This is a genomic window from Fictibacillus barbaricus (assembly GCF_031457135.1).
Lineage (GTDB): Bacteria > Bacillota > Bacilli > Bacillales > Fictibacillaceae > Fictibacillus > Fictibacillus barbaricus_A.
Genome location: NZ_JAVDWA010000006.1, coordinates 19,687 through 36,728, shown reverse-complemented (window position 1 = coordinate 36,728; position 17,042 = coordinate 19,687). Strand labels below are relative to the sequence as shown.

General features: G+C 37.2%; 24 protein-coding genes, 1 pseudogene and 2 riboswitches. Of the genes and pseudogenes, 16 read left to right on the top strand and 9 right to left on the bottom strand.

Annotated elements, in window-relative coordinates; genetic code table 11:
* Positions 1 to 72 precede the first annotated feature (72 nt).
* On the bottom strand, positions 73 to 222 hold the full coding sequence (locus J2X07_RS15385) for a YjcZ family sporulation protein (protein ID WP_310260609.1): 150 nt from the start codon (positions 220 to 222) through the stop codon (positions 73 to 75).
* Positions 223 to 352: 130 nt separating this feature from the next.
* Positions 353 to 1,021 carry a hypothetical protein gene (locus J2X07_RS15380; protein ID WP_310260606.1) on the bottom strand — a complete coding sequence of 223 codons (669 nt, stop codon included), beginning with the start codon at positions 1,019 to 1,021 and terminating at the stop codon, positions 353 to 355.
* 294 nt (positions 1,022 to 1,315) lie between these two features.
* Between J2X07_RS15380 and J2X07_RS15375 the strand changes: the two genes are divergently transcribed.
* The 3 genes from J2X07_RS15375 (at position 1,316) to J2X07_RS15365 (ending at position 5,390) form a co-directional block, all read left to right on the top strand.
* A complete protein-coding gene (locus J2X07_RS15375; RefSeq protein WP_310260604.1) occupies positions 1,316 to 1,960 on the top strand; it encodes a 3'-5' exonuclease in 645 nt (214 codons plus the stop codon).
* Positions 1,961 to 2,176: 216 nt separating this feature from the next.
* Complete coding sequence (locus tag J2X07_RS15370) at positions 2,177 to 2,407, top strand: hypothetical protein (protein WP_310260602.1); 231 nt, start codon at positions 2,177 to 2,179, stop codon at positions 2,405 to 2,407.
* A gap of 334 nt (positions 2,408 to 2,741) precedes the next feature.
* A complete protein-coding gene (locus tag J2X07_RS15365) occupies positions 2,742 to 5,390 on the top strand; it encodes a sensor domain-containing phosphodiesterase (protein WP_310260599.1) in 2,649 nt (882 codons plus the stop codon).
* A gap of 111 nt (positions 5,391 to 5,501) precedes the next feature.
* Here the strand turns inward: J2X07_RS15365 and J2X07_RS15360 are convergent, their stop codons facing one another.
* Positions 5,502 to 6,197: a TrkA C-terminal domain-containing protein gene (locus tag J2X07_RS15360; protein WP_310260596.1), complete on the bottom strand. Its 696-nt coding sequence runs from the start codon at positions 6,195 to 6,197 to the stop codon at positions 5,502 to 5,504.
* Between the two features lie 512 nt (positions 6,198 to 6,709).
* Here J2X07_RS15360 and J2X07_RS15355 point away from each other — a divergent pair.
* Together J2X07_RS15355 and J2X07_RS15350 are read left to right on the top strand one after the other, a co-directional pair.
* Complete coding sequence (locus J2X07_RS15355) at positions 6,710 to 6,868, top strand: hypothetical protein (RefSeq protein WP_310260593.1); 159 nt, start codon at positions 6,710 to 6,712, stop codon at positions 6,866 to 6,868.
* An 80-nt stretch (positions 6,869 to 6,948) separates the two neighbouring features.
* The gene (locus J2X07_RS15350; protein WP_310260590.1) at positions 6,949 to 7,686 is read left to right on the top strand and encodes a GDSL-type esterase/lipase family protein; all 738 of its coding nucleotides are present in this window, start codon (positions 6,949 to 6,951) and stop codon (positions 7,684 to 7,686) included.
* Between the two features lie 72 nt (positions 7,687 to 7,758).
* Here the strand turns inward: J2X07_RS15350 and J2X07_RS15345 are convergent, their stop codons facing one another.
* Positions 7,759 to 7,953 carry a hypothetical protein gene (locus J2X07_RS15345; RefSeq protein WP_310260588.1) on the bottom strand — a complete coding sequence of 65 codons (195 nt, stop codon included), beginning with the start codon at positions 7,951 to 7,953 and terminating at the stop codon, positions 7,759 to 7,761.
* Positions 7,954 to 8,134: 181 nt separating this feature from the next.
* Positions 8,135 to 8,293, top strand: a riboswitch (cyclic di-AMP (ydaO/yuaA leader).
* A 74-nt stretch (positions 8,294 to 8,367) separates the two neighbouring features.
* On the opposite strand from J2X07_RS15345, the pseudogene J2X07_RS15340 reads away from it, so the two are divergent.
* A pseudogene (locus tag J2X07_RS15340) lies at positions 8,368 to 8,496 on the top strand (cation:dicarboxylate symporter family transporter); the annotation flags it as partial.
* 150 nt (positions 8,497 to 8,646) lie between these two features.
* Positions 8,647 to 9,333, top strand: a complete 687-nt coding sequence (locus J2X07_RS15335) for a hypothetical protein (protein ID WP_310260585.1) — start codon at positions 8,647 to 8,649, stop codon at positions 9,331 to 9,333.
* Here the strand turns inward: J2X07_RS15335 and J2X07_RS15330 are convergent.
* Positions 9,330 to 9,920, bottom strand: coding sequence for a DNA-3-methyladenine glycosylase (locus J2X07_RS15330; protein WP_310260582.1), 591 nt, complete (start codon positions 9,918 to 9,920; stop codon positions 9,330 to 9,332). The two genes, J2X07_RS15335 and J2X07_RS15330, sit on opposite strands and share 4 nt — an antisense overlap.
* Positions 9,921 to 10,067: 147 nt before the next feature.
* On the opposite strand from J2X07_RS15330, the gene J2X07_RS15325 reads away from it, so the two are divergent.
* From J2X07_RS15325 to abbA, 5 genes are all read left to right on the top strand, one after another.
* Complete coding sequence (locus J2X07_RS15325; protein WP_310260579.1) at positions 10,068 to 10,232, top strand: hypothetical protein; 165 nt, start codon at positions 10,068 to 10,070, stop codon at positions 10,230 to 10,232.
* 70 nt (positions 10,233 to 10,302) lie between these two features.
* The gene (locus J2X07_RS15320; RefSeq protein ID WP_310260577.1) at positions 10,303 to 10,593 is read left to right on the top strand and encodes a hypothetical protein; all 291 of its coding nucleotides are present in this window, start codon (positions 10,303 to 10,305) and stop codon (positions 10,591 to 10,593) included.
* 30 nt (positions 10,594 to 10,623) lie between these two features.
* Positions 10,624 to 10,809 (top strand): Fur-regulated basic protein FbpA, encoded by a 186-nt coding sequence (locus J2X07_RS15315; protein WP_310260575.1) that lies wholly within the window; start codon positions 10,624 to 10,626, stop codon positions 10,807 to 10,809.
* A gap of 114 nt (positions 10,810 to 10,923) precedes the next feature.
* Positions 10,924 to 11,007, top strand: a riboswitch (cyclic di-GMP riboswitch).
* Positions 11,008 to 11,054: 47 nt separating this feature from the next.
* Complete coding sequence (locus J2X07_RS15310) at positions 11,055 to 11,243, top strand: hypothetical protein (RefSeq protein WP_310260574.1); 189 nt, start codon at positions 11,055 to 11,057, stop codon at positions 11,241 to 11,243.
* A gap of 92 nt (positions 11,244 to 11,335) precedes the next feature.
* On the top strand, positions 11,336 to 11,524 hold the full coding sequence (gene abbA / locus J2X07_RS15305) for an antirepressor AbbA (protein ID WP_310260572.1): 189 nt from the start codon (positions 11,336 to 11,338) through the stop codon (positions 11,522 to 11,524).
* A gap of 68 nt (positions 11,525 to 11,592) precedes the next feature.
* Here abbA and J2X07_RS15300 read toward each other — a convergent pair whose 3' ends face one another.
* The gene (locus tag J2X07_RS15300; RefSeq protein WP_310260569.1) at positions 11,593 to 11,805 is read right to left on the bottom strand and encodes a hypothetical protein; all 213 of its coding nucleotides are present in this window, start codon (positions 11,803 to 11,805) and stop codon (positions 11,593 to 11,595) included.
* Positions 11,806 to 12,011: 206 nt separating this feature from the next.
* On the opposite strand from J2X07_RS15300, the gene J2X07_RS15295 reads away from it, so the two are divergent.
* From J2X07_RS15295 to ytkD, 3 genes are all read left to right on the top strand, one after another.
* Positions 12,012 to 12,275 (top strand): holin, encoded by a 264-nt coding sequence (locus J2X07_RS15295; protein WP_310260566.1) that lies wholly within the window; start codon positions 12,012 to 12,014, stop codon positions 12,273 to 12,275.
* Between the two features lie 118 nt (positions 12,276 to 12,393).
* Complete coding sequence (locus J2X07_RS15290) at positions 12,394 to 12,948, top strand: hypothetical protein (protein WP_310260564.1); 555 nt, start codon at positions 12,394 to 12,396, stop codon at positions 12,946 to 12,948.
* A gap of 114 nt (positions 12,949 to 13,062) precedes the next feature.
* On the top strand, positions 13,063 to 13,536 hold the full coding sequence (ytkD, locus tag J2X07_RS15285; protein ID WP_310260963.1) for an RNA deprotection pyrophosphohydrolase: 474 nt from the start codon (positions 13,063 to 13,065) through the stop codon (positions 13,534 to 13,536).
* An 8-nt stretch (positions 13,537 to 13,544) separates the two neighbouring features.
* On the opposite strand, the gene J2X07_RS15280 is transcribed toward ytkD, so the two are convergent.
* The 3 genes from J2X07_RS15280 to J2X07_RS15270 are packed head-to-tail and all read right to left on the bottom strand — an operon-like array spanning position 13,545 to position 16,136.
* Entirely contained in the window at positions 13,545 to 14,342 is a 798-nt protein-coding gene (locus J2X07_RS15280) for an ABC transporter permease (protein ID WP_310260960.1), read from the bottom strand.
* Positions 14,332 to 15,108 (bottom strand): ABC transporter ATP-binding protein, encoded by a 777-nt coding sequence (locus J2X07_RS15275; protein ID WP_310260561.1) that lies wholly within the window; start codon positions 15,106 to 15,108, stop codon positions 14,332 to 14,334. The genes J2X07_RS15280 and J2X07_RS15275 overlap by 11 nt, the downstream gene beginning before the upstream one ends.
* Before the next feature lie 20 nt (positions 15,109 to 15,128).
* Positions 15,129 to 16,136, bottom strand: coding sequence for an ABC transporter substrate-binding protein (locus tag J2X07_RS15270; protein WP_310260558.1), 1,008 nt, complete (start codon positions 16,134 to 16,136; stop codon positions 15,129 to 15,131).
* A 105-nt stretch (positions 16,137 to 16,241) separates the two neighbouring features.
* On the opposite strand from J2X07_RS15270, the gene J2X07_RS15265 reads away from it, so the two are divergent.
* Positions 16,242 to 17,036 carry an alpha/beta hydrolase family protein gene (locus J2X07_RS15265; protein ID WP_310260555.1) on the top strand — a complete coding sequence of 265 codons (795 nt, stop codon included), beginning with the start codon at positions 16,242 to 16,244 and terminating at the stop codon, positions 17,034 to 17,036.
* Positions 17,037 to 17,042: the final 6 nt, after the last annotated feature.

Below are 17,042 nucleotides of genomic sequence, written 5' to 3'. Positions count from 1 at the left end.
GCTTTTTAAAAAGCCAATGCACTAAAAAAAAGAGGGAGTCCCCAATCGGTGACTTCCTCTTTTCATCTAGTATTATGCGTTCCAATACCCATTGATTGGTGCGTTAGACGCATACCCGTACGGAGATGGATAAACACAGCAGCATCCATTTCCGCCATAGGAAACGGCTCCGACAATAATGAGCAGGACGAATAGTACTACTATAATCGTAAAACTAGACATGGTTTCACTCCTCTTCTTGCACTGCGAGAAGCCGATTTCTCTCCTCAATCTATCTTATGCAAGTAGGATAAGCTTAGAAACGGTGATAATAGCGGATTTATTGAAACAATGTCTCGTTTTTGTCTAAAGTTTATTTGTAAGCTTCATCAAGAGTGATATAGAGATAATCTACCATATTCGCTTTTGAAAACATTGTCACTTCATAAACACCGCCAATATTATTCCAAACATAAGCAGTATCTGTGTCAGTTGTTTCTTCAGCGTCTGTCGGGAGACCAGCAAGTTGAAGTGCCTTCACTCTTTCTTCATCATCATCAAATGGAATTTCTTGATCTGCAACATAGTAAACAAGCCGTGCCGCTTTACCTTGGACAAAAGTGACCGCATACTTTTCATTTTGGTAATAATGGACAACAGCAGGCACGAAGTTAGATGTTCCAGAATAGCGGAATTTAACATTCTCTGATTTTTGCGGCTGGCCCCATTTGTCGCTAACTTGATTTTCACTTAAATTTGCTAGTTCGCTGGCCACAAATTCGTGATCATTCGATAAGTAATCTTTTTTTTCACCATCTACATCAGTCGTTTCAGACTCCTCGTTTGTAGCGGTTTCATCGGATTGATTGGCAGAAGCTTCAGTGGCATTTTCATCTTTTTGAGAAGAAGGTGAAGCAGACTTTTTGTTTCCGTCTTCAGCTTGGGCAGCAGCTGGCTGAGCGGGCTTTGCCTCATCTTTGGAGCAAGCAGAAATGACTAAAGCTGCCGCACATGAAAATAACAATATCATTTTTTTCATCATATATCCCTCTTTATGTAAATCTTTTTTTAAAACTAGATAACATTAATGTTAACAAAATTAATACTAATTTCATAATGAAAAGTTTGACAGTTTAAGAAACTTCTTGAGTCTGGAGAATAGAATAGTATTTAAGAGCCCAGCAAATTTAAACTTATAAGCATGGGGGATGGGATGCTGCAATAAATTTTAGGAAATATTTCAATTTATTAACAAATCACATAAAAAATCATCTACAATATGAAGGAGCCATCCGTTCTTCAGTTCATAAATGATAAAAAGGCAGGGGTGAATAGGATGCAATATATTGTTTATGATTTAGAAATGACGAACCGTCTGTCGGAAATTATAGAAATCGGTGCAGTACGAATGCGTGTAATCAATGGTGAATTGGTTCAGATTGATACTTTTCAATCTTTCGTACAGCCTAAAATGGATAAATTAAATTCCCGCATCACGAACCTGACAGGAATAACAAAACGTGATTTGATTTCAGCTCCTTCCTATACTGAAGCCATACAAAGCTTCCGATCATGGATTGGACCGGATGAGTATTATTTATGTTCTTGGGGTCCTGAAGATAAGTGGGCACTTATTACAGATTCTACTTTTCATCAATCCGATATTGAATGGATTGTTAATCATAATGATCTTCAATTTCACTTTAGCATGCTTCATGACAGTGAAAAGGGGTTCCGTTTTGGACTGTCAAGAGCACTCCAAACCATACAGCTCACATATGAAGGTTCTAAGCATAGGGCATTGGACGATGCTATAAATACAGCACTAATCCTCAAGAAAATGTTCAAGGAAATCGTTTGTTCAAAGAATCCAACGTCTTATTTAGAATCTAAACTCTTTGAGCCAGAGAAACTCGTTTACAAAACAAAAACCGAAGAAGATGTTTCGCCATTTGCTTCATTACAAAAGTTATTTAACTAAAGTAATTTTCGATTTTTTTTTAAAGTTGTGAATATTTCCCGATTACAGAATAAAACATTCTAGGACTTTTTCCACGTCTATTCGACTGCATTCGACATAAACGCATAGGCAATATGGGTTAAAACCCATAAAAAGTAAGATATGTCGTCATTTGACGAATTGTTTTTGTAGGAAAATGACCTCAGTATCGTTAATAATGGTAGTAGGGGGTGTTTATTGGTGAACACTACATATTACATTACCAATAAAAATAATCAATTGCTTGAGTTGTTAAATACAATTGATTATTGTTTGATGGATTCTAGGCTAGAGGAAGCTGACACGTTAATCCGTCTTAAAGAAGAATTAGTGGCAAATGATGGGATACATATTACCCCGGAACAAATCAATAATATAATCGCTGTATTATTGTCTTTCGTTCCAATGACTGTAAAAGAAGTAGGGTAAGCCTTTAAGACGGCAATGATTTCTGAACCTCTTGGGGAGAGGTTCTTTTTTTTATACTTAAGTACGATTCGGAACTCTCATATCTTATATGGGGGTTCTTTCTTTTTTTTAGCCCTGTTACAAACGCACAGGCGATACACTTATACGTAAAACGTACGAATGTGGCTCGCCGTCTGCCCCGCGGAAAGCGAGCAGCCTAGAACGGAAATCGACTGTTTCAAAATTTAACGAAAACAGCAATTTTTATGGAAAAAGGAGGAGTAATTTACTATACTTGTATTAACATTCAGAATTTTGGGTATTTAATTGATTGAATTGTTGAGGAGACCATAATATGTTTCAAATAGAAGATCAGACAGAGATTGACACATTGTTTAATGGATTTCTCGATATGATGTTTTTAATGAAAATCGATGCAGATAACCAATTTCGTTACGCTGCTGCAAACGATGCGGCATTAAAATACGCGGGTCTTACTCGTGATGCCATTGGGAAGCGAATGCAAGACGTGCTAAATGAAGAATTGGCTAGTAAATTACAAAACTTTTATGAAAAGACATTACATTCAAAACAACCTGTTCATTTTCAAACGGAAAGTGAAAATAATGGGAAATTGCAGGTTGCTGAAACATATATTACTCCCATTTTAAATAAACATGGAGAATGCACATTTCTTTTAGCTGCTGTAAAAGATCTTACCGAAGCAAAGATAATTGCCGCGAAATTAGAAGAAACAGAAGAACAATACCGGCTTCTTTATGCTGAGCAGAAAAACGTGGAATCCCAGTTAATTGGCCAAAAGCTCATCTTGGAAATGATTGCAAAGGGCAGTAATCTTCAGGATGTTTTTAGGGCAATCTCACTTAATTTTGAAGCGGCTATGCCCCGATCCCAAGTGTGCATCCATCTCGCAAATGAAAGAGATCAAAAACTTGAATATGCCTTTTCAAGCAGATTACCGGAAATTTTTATACAGGAAATACACCAGATTGAGATTAGTCCGGTTGAGGAGAGCTGCGGAAGAGCGGCTTATTCTTACACACCTGTCATTTTAAAAGACATAGCTAACGAGATGAAAAATAATAAAAAAAAGAAGATGGCACTAAAGCATGGTGTAAAAGCGTGCTGGAGCCACCCAATTCTCTCATCATCCAATCAGCTCCTAGGGATTCTTGCTGTATATTTTAAACACCCTGCATCACCTGATGAAAATGAATGGCGGACAATGGAAGCATTTACACATTTGGCTGGGCTGGCAATTGAGCAAAAACAAAAAGAAGAGGCATTAAGGAAGAGTGAAGCGAAATTCAGGGCAATGACTGAAAATATCACAGATTTAATTGTTACGCTGGATACGGCAGGAAAAGTGAAATATACATCACCTTCCTATCGTCATATCTTTGGAATTGAGGCGAATCTAGGTAATTCTTTTTTAACATACACACACCCAGATGATATTGATTTTGTTTCTAAAATGTTTTCAAAGCTATTAAGAGATAAAAAGCCTTTAGAAGTTCAATTTCGGTATATGCATCAAAATGGGGGATATATCCCGATTGAAGCAAGAGCTATGCCAGTGTTAAAAGAATCTGGTGAAATTGAAAACATCGTAGTTATAGCGAGGGATATTACAAAAAGAAACAAACATGAAGAAGTCATTAAAAGAATGGCCTATTATGACCAGCTTACTGGACTGCCAAATAGAAGGTCATTCTCGGAAGAGTTTGAAAGCTTTCTTAGCAAGGCTGATGAAAATAATCAGCAGCTAGGTATATTATTTTTAGATATAGACCGATTCAAATTTATTAACGATTCTTTAGGCCATACATTCGGTGACCTTGTATTAAAAGAAGTATCTTTAAGGCTGAAGAAATTCACAAAAGGCTGTGGAAGAATTTATAGGATGAGTGGTGATGAATTCACTATCATTCTTGAGAATATTAATCTTTCAAAAATGAACGAAAGCATGTCTCAGCTATTAAATCTTTTTTCAGAACCTCTTTATATAATGGAAGAAATGATTAGGATCACGGCAAGCATTGGTGTTTCTGTTTATCCATGTGACAGTGGTGATCCAAATGTATTATTAAGAAATGCAGACCTTGCAATGTACAGAGCAAAAGAGAATGGAAAAAATACATATCAATACTATCAAAGTGGGTTTAACAGCAACAGCTATGAACGTCTATTGATGGAAAATGAGCTTCATAATGCTATTGAAAATAACGAACTGATACTTCATTATCAGCCAAGGTATTCCATTAAAAAAGAGCGAATATTAGCTGTTGAGGCTCTCATTCGCTGGAATCATCCGAGATGGGGAATGATCTCACCAGGTGAATTTATACCGCTTGCTGAAGAAACAGGATTGATTACGAAGATTGGTGCCTGGGTCATGGAAACCGCATGCATGCAAACGAAGGAATGGATTGATAAAGGATACCCGAATGTGAAAATGGCTGTAAACTTGTCAGCGCGTCAATTTTTACAAAGAGATTTAGTCACTTTTATACAATCCGTCATAGAAAAAACAGAAATCCCTCCACAATTACTAGAACTAGAAATAACCGAAAGTACATTAATGAAATACGAGGAAACGATTTTTTTTACAATCGATCTGTTGAAGGAAATGGGAGTGCAATTTGCATTGGATGACTTTGGGACGGGTTATTCTTCGTTAGGATATTTGAAAAAGTTTCGGATCGACACCTTAAAAATTGATCAGTCTTTTGTAAGGGGAATTGGTACAGAAACAGATGATTCTGCTATTGCCACCGCGATTATTACATTAGCTCATTCGCTGAAAATGAATGTTGTAGCAGAAGGTGTTGAAACAGAGCAGCAATACCAATATTTAAAAGAACAGAAGTGTAATGAGATTCAAGGATTTTACAAATGCCGTCCCATGGATGCTTCCAATATAGAAGTTTTACTTTCAAATCAAATGAAAAACAATATGAACAAACAAATTGTACTTAAATAAGTGTAAGACAAGGAAGGAGCATGACCGGCTCCTTCTTTGTATTTTTAGCTCACTTTATATAGAGCAGATATTCTTAAAAGGTTTGCAAAAAGAATTGAATGACGATTCTCCTTATTCATTCTTCTTCTCGTTATTTTTAAGTTCTTCCATTTCATCCTTAAACCGACTTGAAATTTCTTCTTCACTGCCATATAAGAATACAATATCTCCTTCTTGGATCGATGTAGAAGTAGCTTCTTTTCGGATCGTAATATCCCCTCTTTTAATAAATAATGCAATTAAATCATCATCCTGTTCGGTTACTTCACCTAAAGTTTTTCCGATTATCGAAGAATTGTTATGAATCGGAAGCTCCAAAACAATGTCATTTTCATCCATGAACAAAACCTCACGAATGGGAAGATCACGCAAACTATATTTTTTATGTAAATGCTTTTTAAATGTTTTTTGGAGCTTTTTTTGTAAACTTCGCACGGATAAAATTAGATAAATGGCGATTAAGACTAGAAAAATAATGCCAAGTTCAATAGAACGGAATTCATCCGATAATATGTTGCTAATCGAAGAAATGACAACTGCCAAGGAGAAGACACCAAATAAAATTAGGAAAGTACTTAGCCGTCTTCTTATGGGATGTCCAAGTATCAGTTCGGACTCCCCAGTAGTAAAGCCCGTAGCCGTGAACATAGAGATAACCTGAAAACGGGCAATTTCTTTTTTCAGCCCTGTGAAAGTGAATAAAAGTACGTTGATTTCAATAACTATTGCAATGATTGCAAAATAGAGCAATGTAAATAATAGCCCCACTGGTACACCTCCGTAAAATTCTGCTATAGCTTTAATACCCTTAGTTATAAAGATTTAACATGGTAACAATCGAAACTGGTTTCATAAGTCTGTTTTTTTAATCTTATTTTCAAAAGGCTCATTTCTAAAAGATTGTTGCTTTCAAATCTCATTTTATTGTCTTCTTTGCCAATTGATTTTAGAGGAAGGTGTGAGACTCCTGCGGGACAGGCGGGCAGTCCGAAAAGCGGATGCGGTTTGATCAGCCCCGACAAGCAAAAGGGGAATGGACTTAGAAGGCGCTTTTTGCCTTCGGGACCATTGAACTTTTGACCTCGAGGGGCTAACCGCTGCAGCTAGACAGGTGAGACACTTATACGTGAAACGTACGAATGTGGCTCACCGCATGCCCCGCGGAAAGCGAGCGACCTGGAACGGAAATCAACTACTTCCAAAAGCAACAAAGCTTACAAAAACAGCTTTTCATAAAGACATTTATTCTTTCATATAGTTTTGTACAGGAGGGGATTAAAATGACTGGTTTTTTAATTACCTTATTACCGGCAGGACTATTATGTGGAGGTGTTGCCTTACTCATTCATTCTTTAACGAAAAAAGACACGTATCACTATGATAAAGAAAACTTATGGACAGAATTTGAAATAGATACAGAGGATTATCATATGAAATAACACATTCAGCACTTGATATTTTCCCTCGTTATGGTAAAAAGTAATAAAACAAAACAATTAACTAGAATTGAGGGCATAACGTGCGGAAGGTTTCAAAAAAGTGGTTATTAAGCGGAGCGGCTCTCGCCATAATACTCTTTATTGTTTTCCAAGTGTATGGACAAACCGATGAATCAAGCGGACAAGAAAAAAACCAGCCGATAAAAATTGTAGCACTTGGGGATTCATTAACGTATGGAGTTGGTGACCCAACAAGGATGGGTTACATTGGAGTAGTTCGAAATAATATCCGAAAACAAACAGGAAGAAATGTGATTTTAAACAACTTTGGTATAAGCGGGCAGAGGTCAGATCAGCTTCTGCATCAATTAAATAATGGCGTGGTTATTAAGGCGTTGAAACAAGCGGATTATGTGTTTGTTTTTATAGGGACGAATGATTTCAGACGGGCTGCAGGCTGGAATTTTAGACAGCTGCCCAAAGAACCCATACTGCTTGGAAAAGAACAATTAAGAAAAAACCTTACGACAACTTTGAAAATAGTAAGAAAAAACAACTCTTTTGCTCAAATTTATGTACTGGGACTATACAATCCATATTTTGGAGAAGAATATGATCCTGATGCGCCTAACGTGATTCGGGGCTGGAATGATACCATACTTGATGTTAGTAAAGAGAGCTCATTAACAAAATATATCTCTACCTATGAGCTTTACGAAAATATCGAAAAAAATATGTATTTTTCTGACACGCTCCATCCGAATAGAAGAGGTTATTTAAAAATGGGCAATTGGGTATTTAAACAATGGAAACCTTAAAGTTATCTTTAATAACCCCCAAAAAAGAGCTGACTCTTTGAAGACGTTTACGGCTTCTGAGTCAGCTTGTTTTTATTTTTTAAATGTCGCGTCTAATTTGCCATTCATATCAATTAAGAACCCGATTTCACGGCCTAGTAATTCACCAAGTTCTTTTGCTTTTTTTTCACTTTCATTCTTTATTTGTTCAATTGTAAGCTCCCCTTTTAATTTCGAAGCCCCAACGATAATGCTTAAATCACCTTTTTCATAAAATACAATTTTCATATTGATATACCTCCCTGAAAATAAAAACCTGTTACATATTTCGCAGTTTTCTTCATGCTTATGGGGTAAGAGAAAGAATTTGGAAAAACATTCATAGATTGTTCAATGCTTGTAATGGGAACAATTCACATGGGACAAATGTTGACAAATTTTTTAGTATGTTGATAAAATTAATGCATAATAATATGATTCGCTGAATTCTTCTGTTCTATACGAATGGGAAGAAGCGGGGGAACCAACTTTGGCATATGCCTAGGGATGAATTTGTTTTATACAAAAGGGATAACTCTCAATTTCCTAATCCGACAGCTAACCTCGTAAGCGTTTTTGGAGAGAGACTTTATACATGGGCTAAGTCTATGTATTGTGGTAGACAGCCCACGGAAAATTCTTTTCTTTTTTCGTGGGCTTTTAGTAGACCGTTTGCTTGATATGTTAAGAACAGCCGTTAATATTACAGGAGATGCTGCTTGTGCAGTTATTGTAGATAAAGGCGAAGATAAGCATGCTAGTCCTTCTAAAACAACTGAAGTCAGTGCATAATGAATTGGAGAGAAAGCTGCAGGGAAATTCCCTGTGGCTTTTTTTCATTTTTAAGACTTGATTTTTAAGAAATTGAGTAAAAAAATGTAAGATGATGTAGATTTCATGTTAAAATGGAAGAATACATACTGATGTTTCGGAGTGATTTCTTTGGAAAAATGGCTAGAATTATTCTTACTGGCAAACAAGGTAATATGGGTCCAAATAAAAACAGCAGTTTATCCGATCAAAGAGCTTTTTGAAAGCGGCATGAACTCGTTTTGGTTTGTATTCGCGATCACAATAATTGCTGGCATTCTTTTAATTGAAGCGGTGAACAGAATCATAACTTTTTATCAATCGCACAATTTCATTCACCGTAAAATGACATTTGAACATTCAAGAGATATTGAATACTCTCTTTTTCTTCAGAACCTATGGCAGAAAGAACGTTCAAAAGGGTTAGTTGGAAACGCCAAATCAGCGAAAAGCAAGTATCTTCAGTTTAATAGCCAAGAGCGGCTGTTTATTCAAAATTACCTTCAGCAGCGTGTGAGGTTTTTGCGCAGCAATCAATCCTTATTTTTACTCGCAGCGCTATTTATCGGTTTGATATCTAGTATTGCAGCAGGCGTTCTGCCGATCAATTCTATGAAATTCACTCTAGAAAGCACAGTAAAAACAACATTGTTTTTACTTGTCTGGCTCTTCATCATGCAAACAAAATATGTTTCATTAAAGAAACAAGCGTATCATCATCTAACATGGATGCAGGAAACCAACCGGTCTGTCTCTATCGATTTGCTGGATGTTGATGCGGCAGTTTCCGTTGAAAATGAAATTAACCCTTCGTATTAACGAGATACGTAAGGGTTGTTTTTTATCCAAAAACGATAGGGGTAATGAACTGCATCTTCTGCATAAGCAATATTAATTCTTGGACCAGAACAAATTTCTTTTTTAAGTACAGAAATACCATCTTGTATACTAATTTTGCAATGGTTTATTTTCAAACCGCTGTGCGAAAGCCGAAAATCCATACTTTTTGAAAGTTTGCCAGGACCGTTAGTAAGCTGTGCTTCTTTTTTAATACCGGTTCTCCTATTCTTCATAATATCAATACCTTTTACAGGTTCAATAGCTCTGATTAAAATCGCTTCAGGCTTATCAACAGGACCAGATACAACATTAAAACAGGTGTGCATCCCGTAAATAAAGTACGTATAAATGGTGCCAGCTTCATGAAACATCACTTCTGTTCTGGCTGTTCTTCGATTACCAAATGAATGTGCGGCCCTATCCTCGGGACCTAGATATGCCTCCGTCTCCACAATATAACCTGATGTAACGCCATCCTCATTTTCATGGATAAGCTCCATTCCTAATAATTTTTGAGCCAGCTCCAAAGTGGGCATATTCCATAGATTCTTTTTTTCTATATGCATGTATGATAAACCCCTTATCTATGTAAACTATTAATATGATTTTGCAATAATATGTTACCTTTTGTCGAAGTTTCTCAAACGTAAAAAAAAGGAAATTTAACGTTTATCAAGAAATTTTTAAGTAATAAATATTAGGAGGCGTTCCATATGGATGGTTGGGTTAATCAAACAGGTATTTATGAAAATCTTTCCAAAAGACGCTGGGAATACTGGGAAGTTAGCCAGCATGGGATCAAAACGATGGTGTCATGGCTATGCTGGAATGCGCCTAATGCCGTTTACGAAGAATGGAGTAAATCAGTTTTGCATTAATAATTAACATCTTGAGTTTCTTCTGATTATAAGAGGGAACTCTTTTATTTTGAGGCGTTTCTAGCTTCTCATGAACAATCCGCCCAAAATACCGCGTAATCCTATCATCGAGGAGCCCAATCCAACAAACGCATCGCGTAATCCAACAAATGAAGAGCTCAATCCCACAAACGCAGCGCGTATTCCAACAATTAAAGAGCCCAATCCAGCAAATTCAGTAGCATATCTAACTATAGAAGCACGCCTTACCAATAGCGCAAACGGGCATCCTAAATACAAATCAACCATTCCTAAGGACAACAAAGTTTACCATACCGCCTTTATTTTAAATTCCTGCTTATTTCTTCTCATAGGTGGTTAAAATGGTTAACAAAAAGGAGAAGATCAGAGAATGGAGCATCATAAAGGTCAGTTGAGACGTGCAGTTGAAGGGCGAAAACAACGCTTAATCCAACATTTAATCCATAAGGGCGTTTTCGGATATGAAGATCATAGGCATTTAACAGAATTTACATTAACAGAACTTGAATCTGAATGGAAATATGCCCAAAGCTTACATGAAGACCAAATTAATTAGTTCAAGATAAAGCAGTTTTTGTTCCACTGCTTTTTCCTTTTTGGTATAATATCCCTAACTATAGGAAATTAGATTGATTTTTCCGACAAAAAAACCAAAAATACCACATAAATCGTTTGATAAAGGCAAACTCATTGAAAAATGGGGACGCAAAGCTATAGGGGCTTCATTACTAAAATATGCCAGCCAGCTACCTTACGAAAGCAATCCTTCGATTTATGAACTAAATAAGGAGGATATGAAGTATGCAAAATCATTTTTTGTTTCTATCCTGGTCCGTATTAGGTCCATTTATCGCCTTTATCTTTTGTTTCAGTTTGTTCTTATTTTTCTCCTCGAAAAAGAAAAGCAAAGACACGCGTTTGATTGACGTTTTTACAAACATCCTCATCATCATCGGAGCAATCGCCTGGGTTGTCATTACAAGTAAGTAAGTGTTATTAATAGGAAATTACCAAATTTTTAGTAAGGATTCAAACATAAGCCTCACGTTATAATGTTTTTATACATGGAAGGGGGCTTTCACATGAAATATAAGGATCCAAAGAACTTGACCGCTGAAGAAAAAGATTTGCTGGTTGATACCTTATTAAGTCAAGGTTATGCATACGAGGTCGTTGATTCAGAGTTAAAAGATTTAGAATACGATTTAAAACCAGGTTATGAATCTAAGGTTAGAAAATTGAACCTGCTTCTCAAAAAATTACATAACTAAATTAAAAAATAAAGCAAAAGATCCTGGACGAGAGGGTCTTTTGCTTCTTTTATATGTTTCCATATGATTTAAGTATCCAATAAACCTTTTCTTCTGGCTTCCATTCGCCATTCTGCTTCTTTTACTAATCTCTTAGGCAGCTTTCCCCTGTTTTTCAAAAAGGACCAATAGGTTAAATATTGCTGCGGTCTAGAAACAGGAGAAACATTACGTGCGTATTCCCACCATGATATTTCATTTGCTTCCAGACGGATAAGATATAGATCATCGCCTTTTACCATCTAACTCACTCCTGTCTTGCTCTATTACCAATAGTATGGACCGATTAAAATAAAATAACCGAAAAAATCATGGCACTTTAGTTTATGCAAAAAGATACGGTCTGTTTAGGACAAAAAGTAATTTTTTAATTAGGCAGGATTTAAGTTATGAAGCTTGAATCTTTAAACTACATAAATGGAAGCTATGAAAGGTGGAGGTGGTCCGATTGGAGCAAGTTCTCTTGTTTTCATCGCTTTTAGCTCCGCTAGTCACGGCGTTTATGGAGCTGCTAAAACGAACTTTTTCGATTCCAAAGAAATACACCCCAATCTGCAGTTTCTTTGTTGGATTGTTTATTGGTTTTCTGGCGGCGCCTTTTACCGATATGGGACCTGAGCTGAGGCTATGGTCTGGAGGTATCGCAGGATTGGCAGCAACTGGATTGTATGAAATCGGGAAAAAGGGTAAAAAATCAAAAAGAACATGTTGAGGGTAGACTAATTTCATTGGGTACCATTTCCTATTAACCAGAATTAGGGTTTCAGAACGTAACATACCGTGAATAGTCTATAGTATAGAAACAAAAACAATGACGGGCGGTGGACCTCGTGAAGGCTTTTATAGCACTTTGTTTTACTGTTTTACTATCATTTCTGTTTATACCTCATATTCCCGAAAATGTTCAAGAAAAATCAGGTACTTCTGATAAAATAATAAATCAGCCTGTAAATGCTGAAGAAAAGAATAAAGTAACAGTCAGCCAGAATGAACAAAATCCTGTATTCAATGAAAAGATGGCAAAAGAAAAGGCACTTCTTTTCATGAAAGCTCTTAATCAGGAATCCGATGAAAATTATAAGGTTATAAATTATTCATCAAAAAAAGAATATATAACATATCTAAAGAACTATGTTTCAAATAATCTTGCTGAATATTATACGAATGGTTTATATGAAGAAAGAGAAGGATCACTTTACATCATTCCAACTGAACTGCCACCCTGGCTTGAACAAGAGAAGCCTGTAGATATTAAACAACTTTCAGATACTTCATACAGGGTATACCAAAAAAATTCTTCAGAATTATATGGAACTTATGATATAACGCTAGGTTATGAATATATGGATGGCAAGTGGATCATCACATATGCATCTGTGGATTAAAACATGGGATTTCCCCATGTTTTTTCACGATTACACAAGATTGGACTTTACGTGTTTCGGACTTTACAATAAAGGAAACAGTCGATATAGACGATATGGAGAAGTGCGATGGAAATCATAACATTCAAAGATTTTTATAACAACACAGTACAATTGTCATTTTCAGACCACCCATTTTCAGATTCTCCAAAACATGTGTGGTGTCTCTGTAAATTTAAAGATCAATGGCTTTTAACTGAGCATCCAAGACGAGGGATCGAATTTCCAGGCGGGAAAGTTGAACCTGGAGAGACGGCTGATGAAGCGGCAGTTCGTGAAGTTTTTGAAGAAACAGGTGGAAGTGTTTCTGAATTGAAGTATATTGGCCAGTACTATGTAGAAGGTAAAGGCGGAAAAATAATTAAAAATATTTATGTGGCAATCGTAAATAAAATTCTGCTGAAGCATCGATATTTTGAAACAAATGGTCCTGTCTTAATGAGTGAACTTCCTGAGGATGTGGCGACTAACAAATCGTTTAGCTTTATGATGAAAGACCAGGTATTAGAACAGAGCATGAAATATGCGCTGCAGCATTCCCTGGTCTAATAGTAAATTTAAGAGTGATGTTTAATGAGCCTTTTCTCAAGATACCCGACAGCTTGATACATAATAGTCGCTAATACTGCGATAATTAACAAACTTAATAGCACTAAAGTAAAATTAAATACTTGAAATCCGTAAATAATCATATAGCCTAATCCTTGTTTCGATACAAGAAATTCGCCAACAATTACTCCTACCCAAGACAAGCCCACATTCACTTTAAGACAGGAAATGATGGTTGGGAAACAAGCTGGAAGTATGACCTCTTTAAAACACTGTTTTTTCTCGCCGCCAAATGAACGAACAACTTTTACATAATTGGCGTCAACATTTTGAAAAGCGGTGTAAACAACAAGTGTTGTGATGATTACGGAAATAAGGATTCCCATTGCGATGATCGATCCGAAATTAGGACCGATTGCAACGATCAATATGGGACCTAAGGCAACTTTCGGCATCGCATTCAAAATTACGAGGTAAGGGTCCATAACCTTAGATAGGAATGGCGACCACCAAAGAACGGCGGCAATTAAAGTACCCAGCAGTGTACCAAAAATAAAGCCTAAAACGGTCTCTCCAAGTGTTACAGCTACATGGATATAAAGGGATCCATCTGTTGCTTTCGCTATAAATAGGTCACCTATTTTAGAGGGTGAACTAAACAATAGCGGATTGATCCATCCCTGTCTGGAAGAGATCTCCCAAACTGAAAAAAACAAAAGAAAAATGAGCACCTGGACGGTCCGGATGTTTCGTTTTTCTTTTTTTATGGACAAAAGATAATCCAGGTGTTTTTTATTAGAGATCATTCTGTTCAATGTTCTCCAACTCCTCCCATATTTGCTGAAAAGCAGCTGAAAAATCAGGGTGCTGTCTTGCCTCGAAGGGTAGGAGGTTTCTGAGACTGTCAGGCATTTTAAACGTCCGGAATATGCGTCCGGGATTGTTGGACAATAGAATGACCGTATCACTCATTGCGATCGCTTCCCCGATATCATGTGTTACGAGAATCGCTGTCTTGCCATGCTCCTTTAACGTAGATAATACAAGATCCTCTAGCTTTAATTTCGTTTGATAATCTAGAGCAGAGAAAGGTTCATCAAGTAAGAGCAGTTTAGGCTGGGTAGCAAGTGTTCTGACAAGTGCCACCCTTTGTCTCATTCCCCCGGAAAGTTCCGAGGGATATTTGCTTTTTGTATGTTCGAGCCCAATTTCTTTTAACAGCGAAAATGCTAATTGTACGTGTTCCTTTGTATTTAGTTTCCTTAGTTTCAGGCCAAGCACAATGTTTTCCTCAATCGTCTTCCAAGGAAACAAATAATCCTGCTGAAGCATGTAGCCGATTTTAGGATGAGGCTTGCTCACGCTCTGATTATTTACGAGAACAGATCCTGCAGTCGGAATCAAAAGACCGGCTATAATCGATAGAAGAGTCGATTTGCCGCACCCGCTTGGTCCGAGTAAAGATAAGAACTCTCCGTCATTTACAGAAAGTGAAATATCATCCAAGGCCGTTGTGGCAGAATTTTTTGAGAAGTAGGTTTGCCCGACTGATTTTAGCTGCAAAAAGGCCAAGACGATCCCTCCAAAACCGATTATTTTATGGCTTTGTTAGCCAGTGACGTGTCAACTAGAACTTTGTAATCTACTTTTTTCGGAAGCTCTCCCGCTTCATCCATAATGGTTTGCAAATTGTTCCATTCTTCTTCATCTAAAATTGGATTCAATGCATAACTGTGCTGGCTCTTATAACGGTCAACAACCGTTTCAATCAATTCGATAGGGGTATCCTCAAAGTATGGAGCAATCACTTCTGCAACTTCTTTTGATGAATGGTTTTCAACCCATAGCTGTGCTTTGTATAATCCTTTTGTGAATTTTTCAAGAGTTTGTTTGTTATCTTTCATATAGCTTTCTTTTGCCATGAAAGTGGTGTAAGGGATTTTACCGGACTCTTCACCAAACGATGCAACAATATGGCCGATGCCTTTTTCTTCAAACTGGCTTGCTTGAGGTTCAAACAACTGAACATAGTCACCAGTCCCGGATGCGAAGGCGTTAGCAATATTAGCAAAATCAATGTTTTGAATCATGGTCAAATCCTTTTTTGGATCAATGCCATGCTTCTTCAAACCGAATTCTCCAGCCATTTGCGGCATTCCGCCTTTCCGCTGGCCAAGGAAAGTACTGCCTTTCAACTGATCCCAAGAAAAGAAATCAGGCTTTTCACGTGCAACCAAAAAGGTTCCGTCCGTTTGTGTTAACTGTGCAAAATTGATTACCGGATCAGTAGAATCTTGTGCATGTACATAGATAGTAGTTTCAGAACCAACGAGGGCAACATCTGCCCCATCTGATAATAGGGCTGTCATCGTTTTGTCTCCGCCCCAGGTTGTTGTTAATTTAACGTTAATGCCTTCATCTTTAAAAAAGCCTTTCTCAATGGCAACGTATTGAGGAGCATAAAAAATAGACCGCGTAACTTCAGCAATTCTTACCGTTTCCCGTTTTGATTTAGAGCTGCTGTTACACCCTGCAAGCAGTAAAGAAAACGCAAGTAAACAAGCAAAGAGTATGGTGATTTTTCTTTTGAATGGTTTCATGTAAGGTCCCCCTGTATATAGGAATGAAGTCATGACTTTTATGTAATAATGTATGTGATTGCTGTAAATGTGTGTTTGCCCACTAAATGACAAAGGAGTGCTGGAATGAAAAGAGGAAAAATCATAGAATGGCAGCGATTTCCTTCCCCGCATCCAACAATCAAGTTATATGTTGTGACCTATTTTAATGAGGGATTAAAAATAAAAGGACTTGCGGCAATACCTGCTGGAAAGGGTCCATTTCCTGGATTCCTCTATTTAAGAGGAGGCATTAAGTCGGTCGGTATGGTTCGAATCGCACGAATCATTCAATTTGCGTCACAAGGATTTGTGGTTATGGCGCCTTATTATCGAGGTAACTTAGGCGGTGAAGGTAATGAAGATTTCGCAGGAAAGGACAGAACAGATGCTTTTGCTGCGTTTGAAGTATTGAAGCAGTTTCCAAAAGTGGATCAAGAAGACATTCATGTGTTTGGCTTTTCACGGGGTGGACCAATGGCTTTATTTACAGCCATTGAATTTCCAGAAATCCAGTCGATCGTAACTTGGGGCGGTGTAACGGATATGGCGGCCACTTATCGGGAAAGAGAAGATCTTCGAAGGATGATGAAGCGGGTAATAGGCGGAACTCCTGATAAATACCCTGAAGAATACGAGTGGCGGTCTCCTTTGTTTTATTGTAATGAATTACATATTCCGTTGCTTGCGATACACGGAATGAAGGATGAGAATGTGCTTGTTCATCATACAATCGATATTGAAAAAAGATTAAAAGAGATGGGAAAAACTTGCGAAACATGGATTTACCCTGCCTATACACATTACTTTCCGCCAAAGGAAAACCGGAGAATTACATATGCATTGTGTGAGTGGATGAAAGGACATAAGAAAAGGAGCTGAATTGTT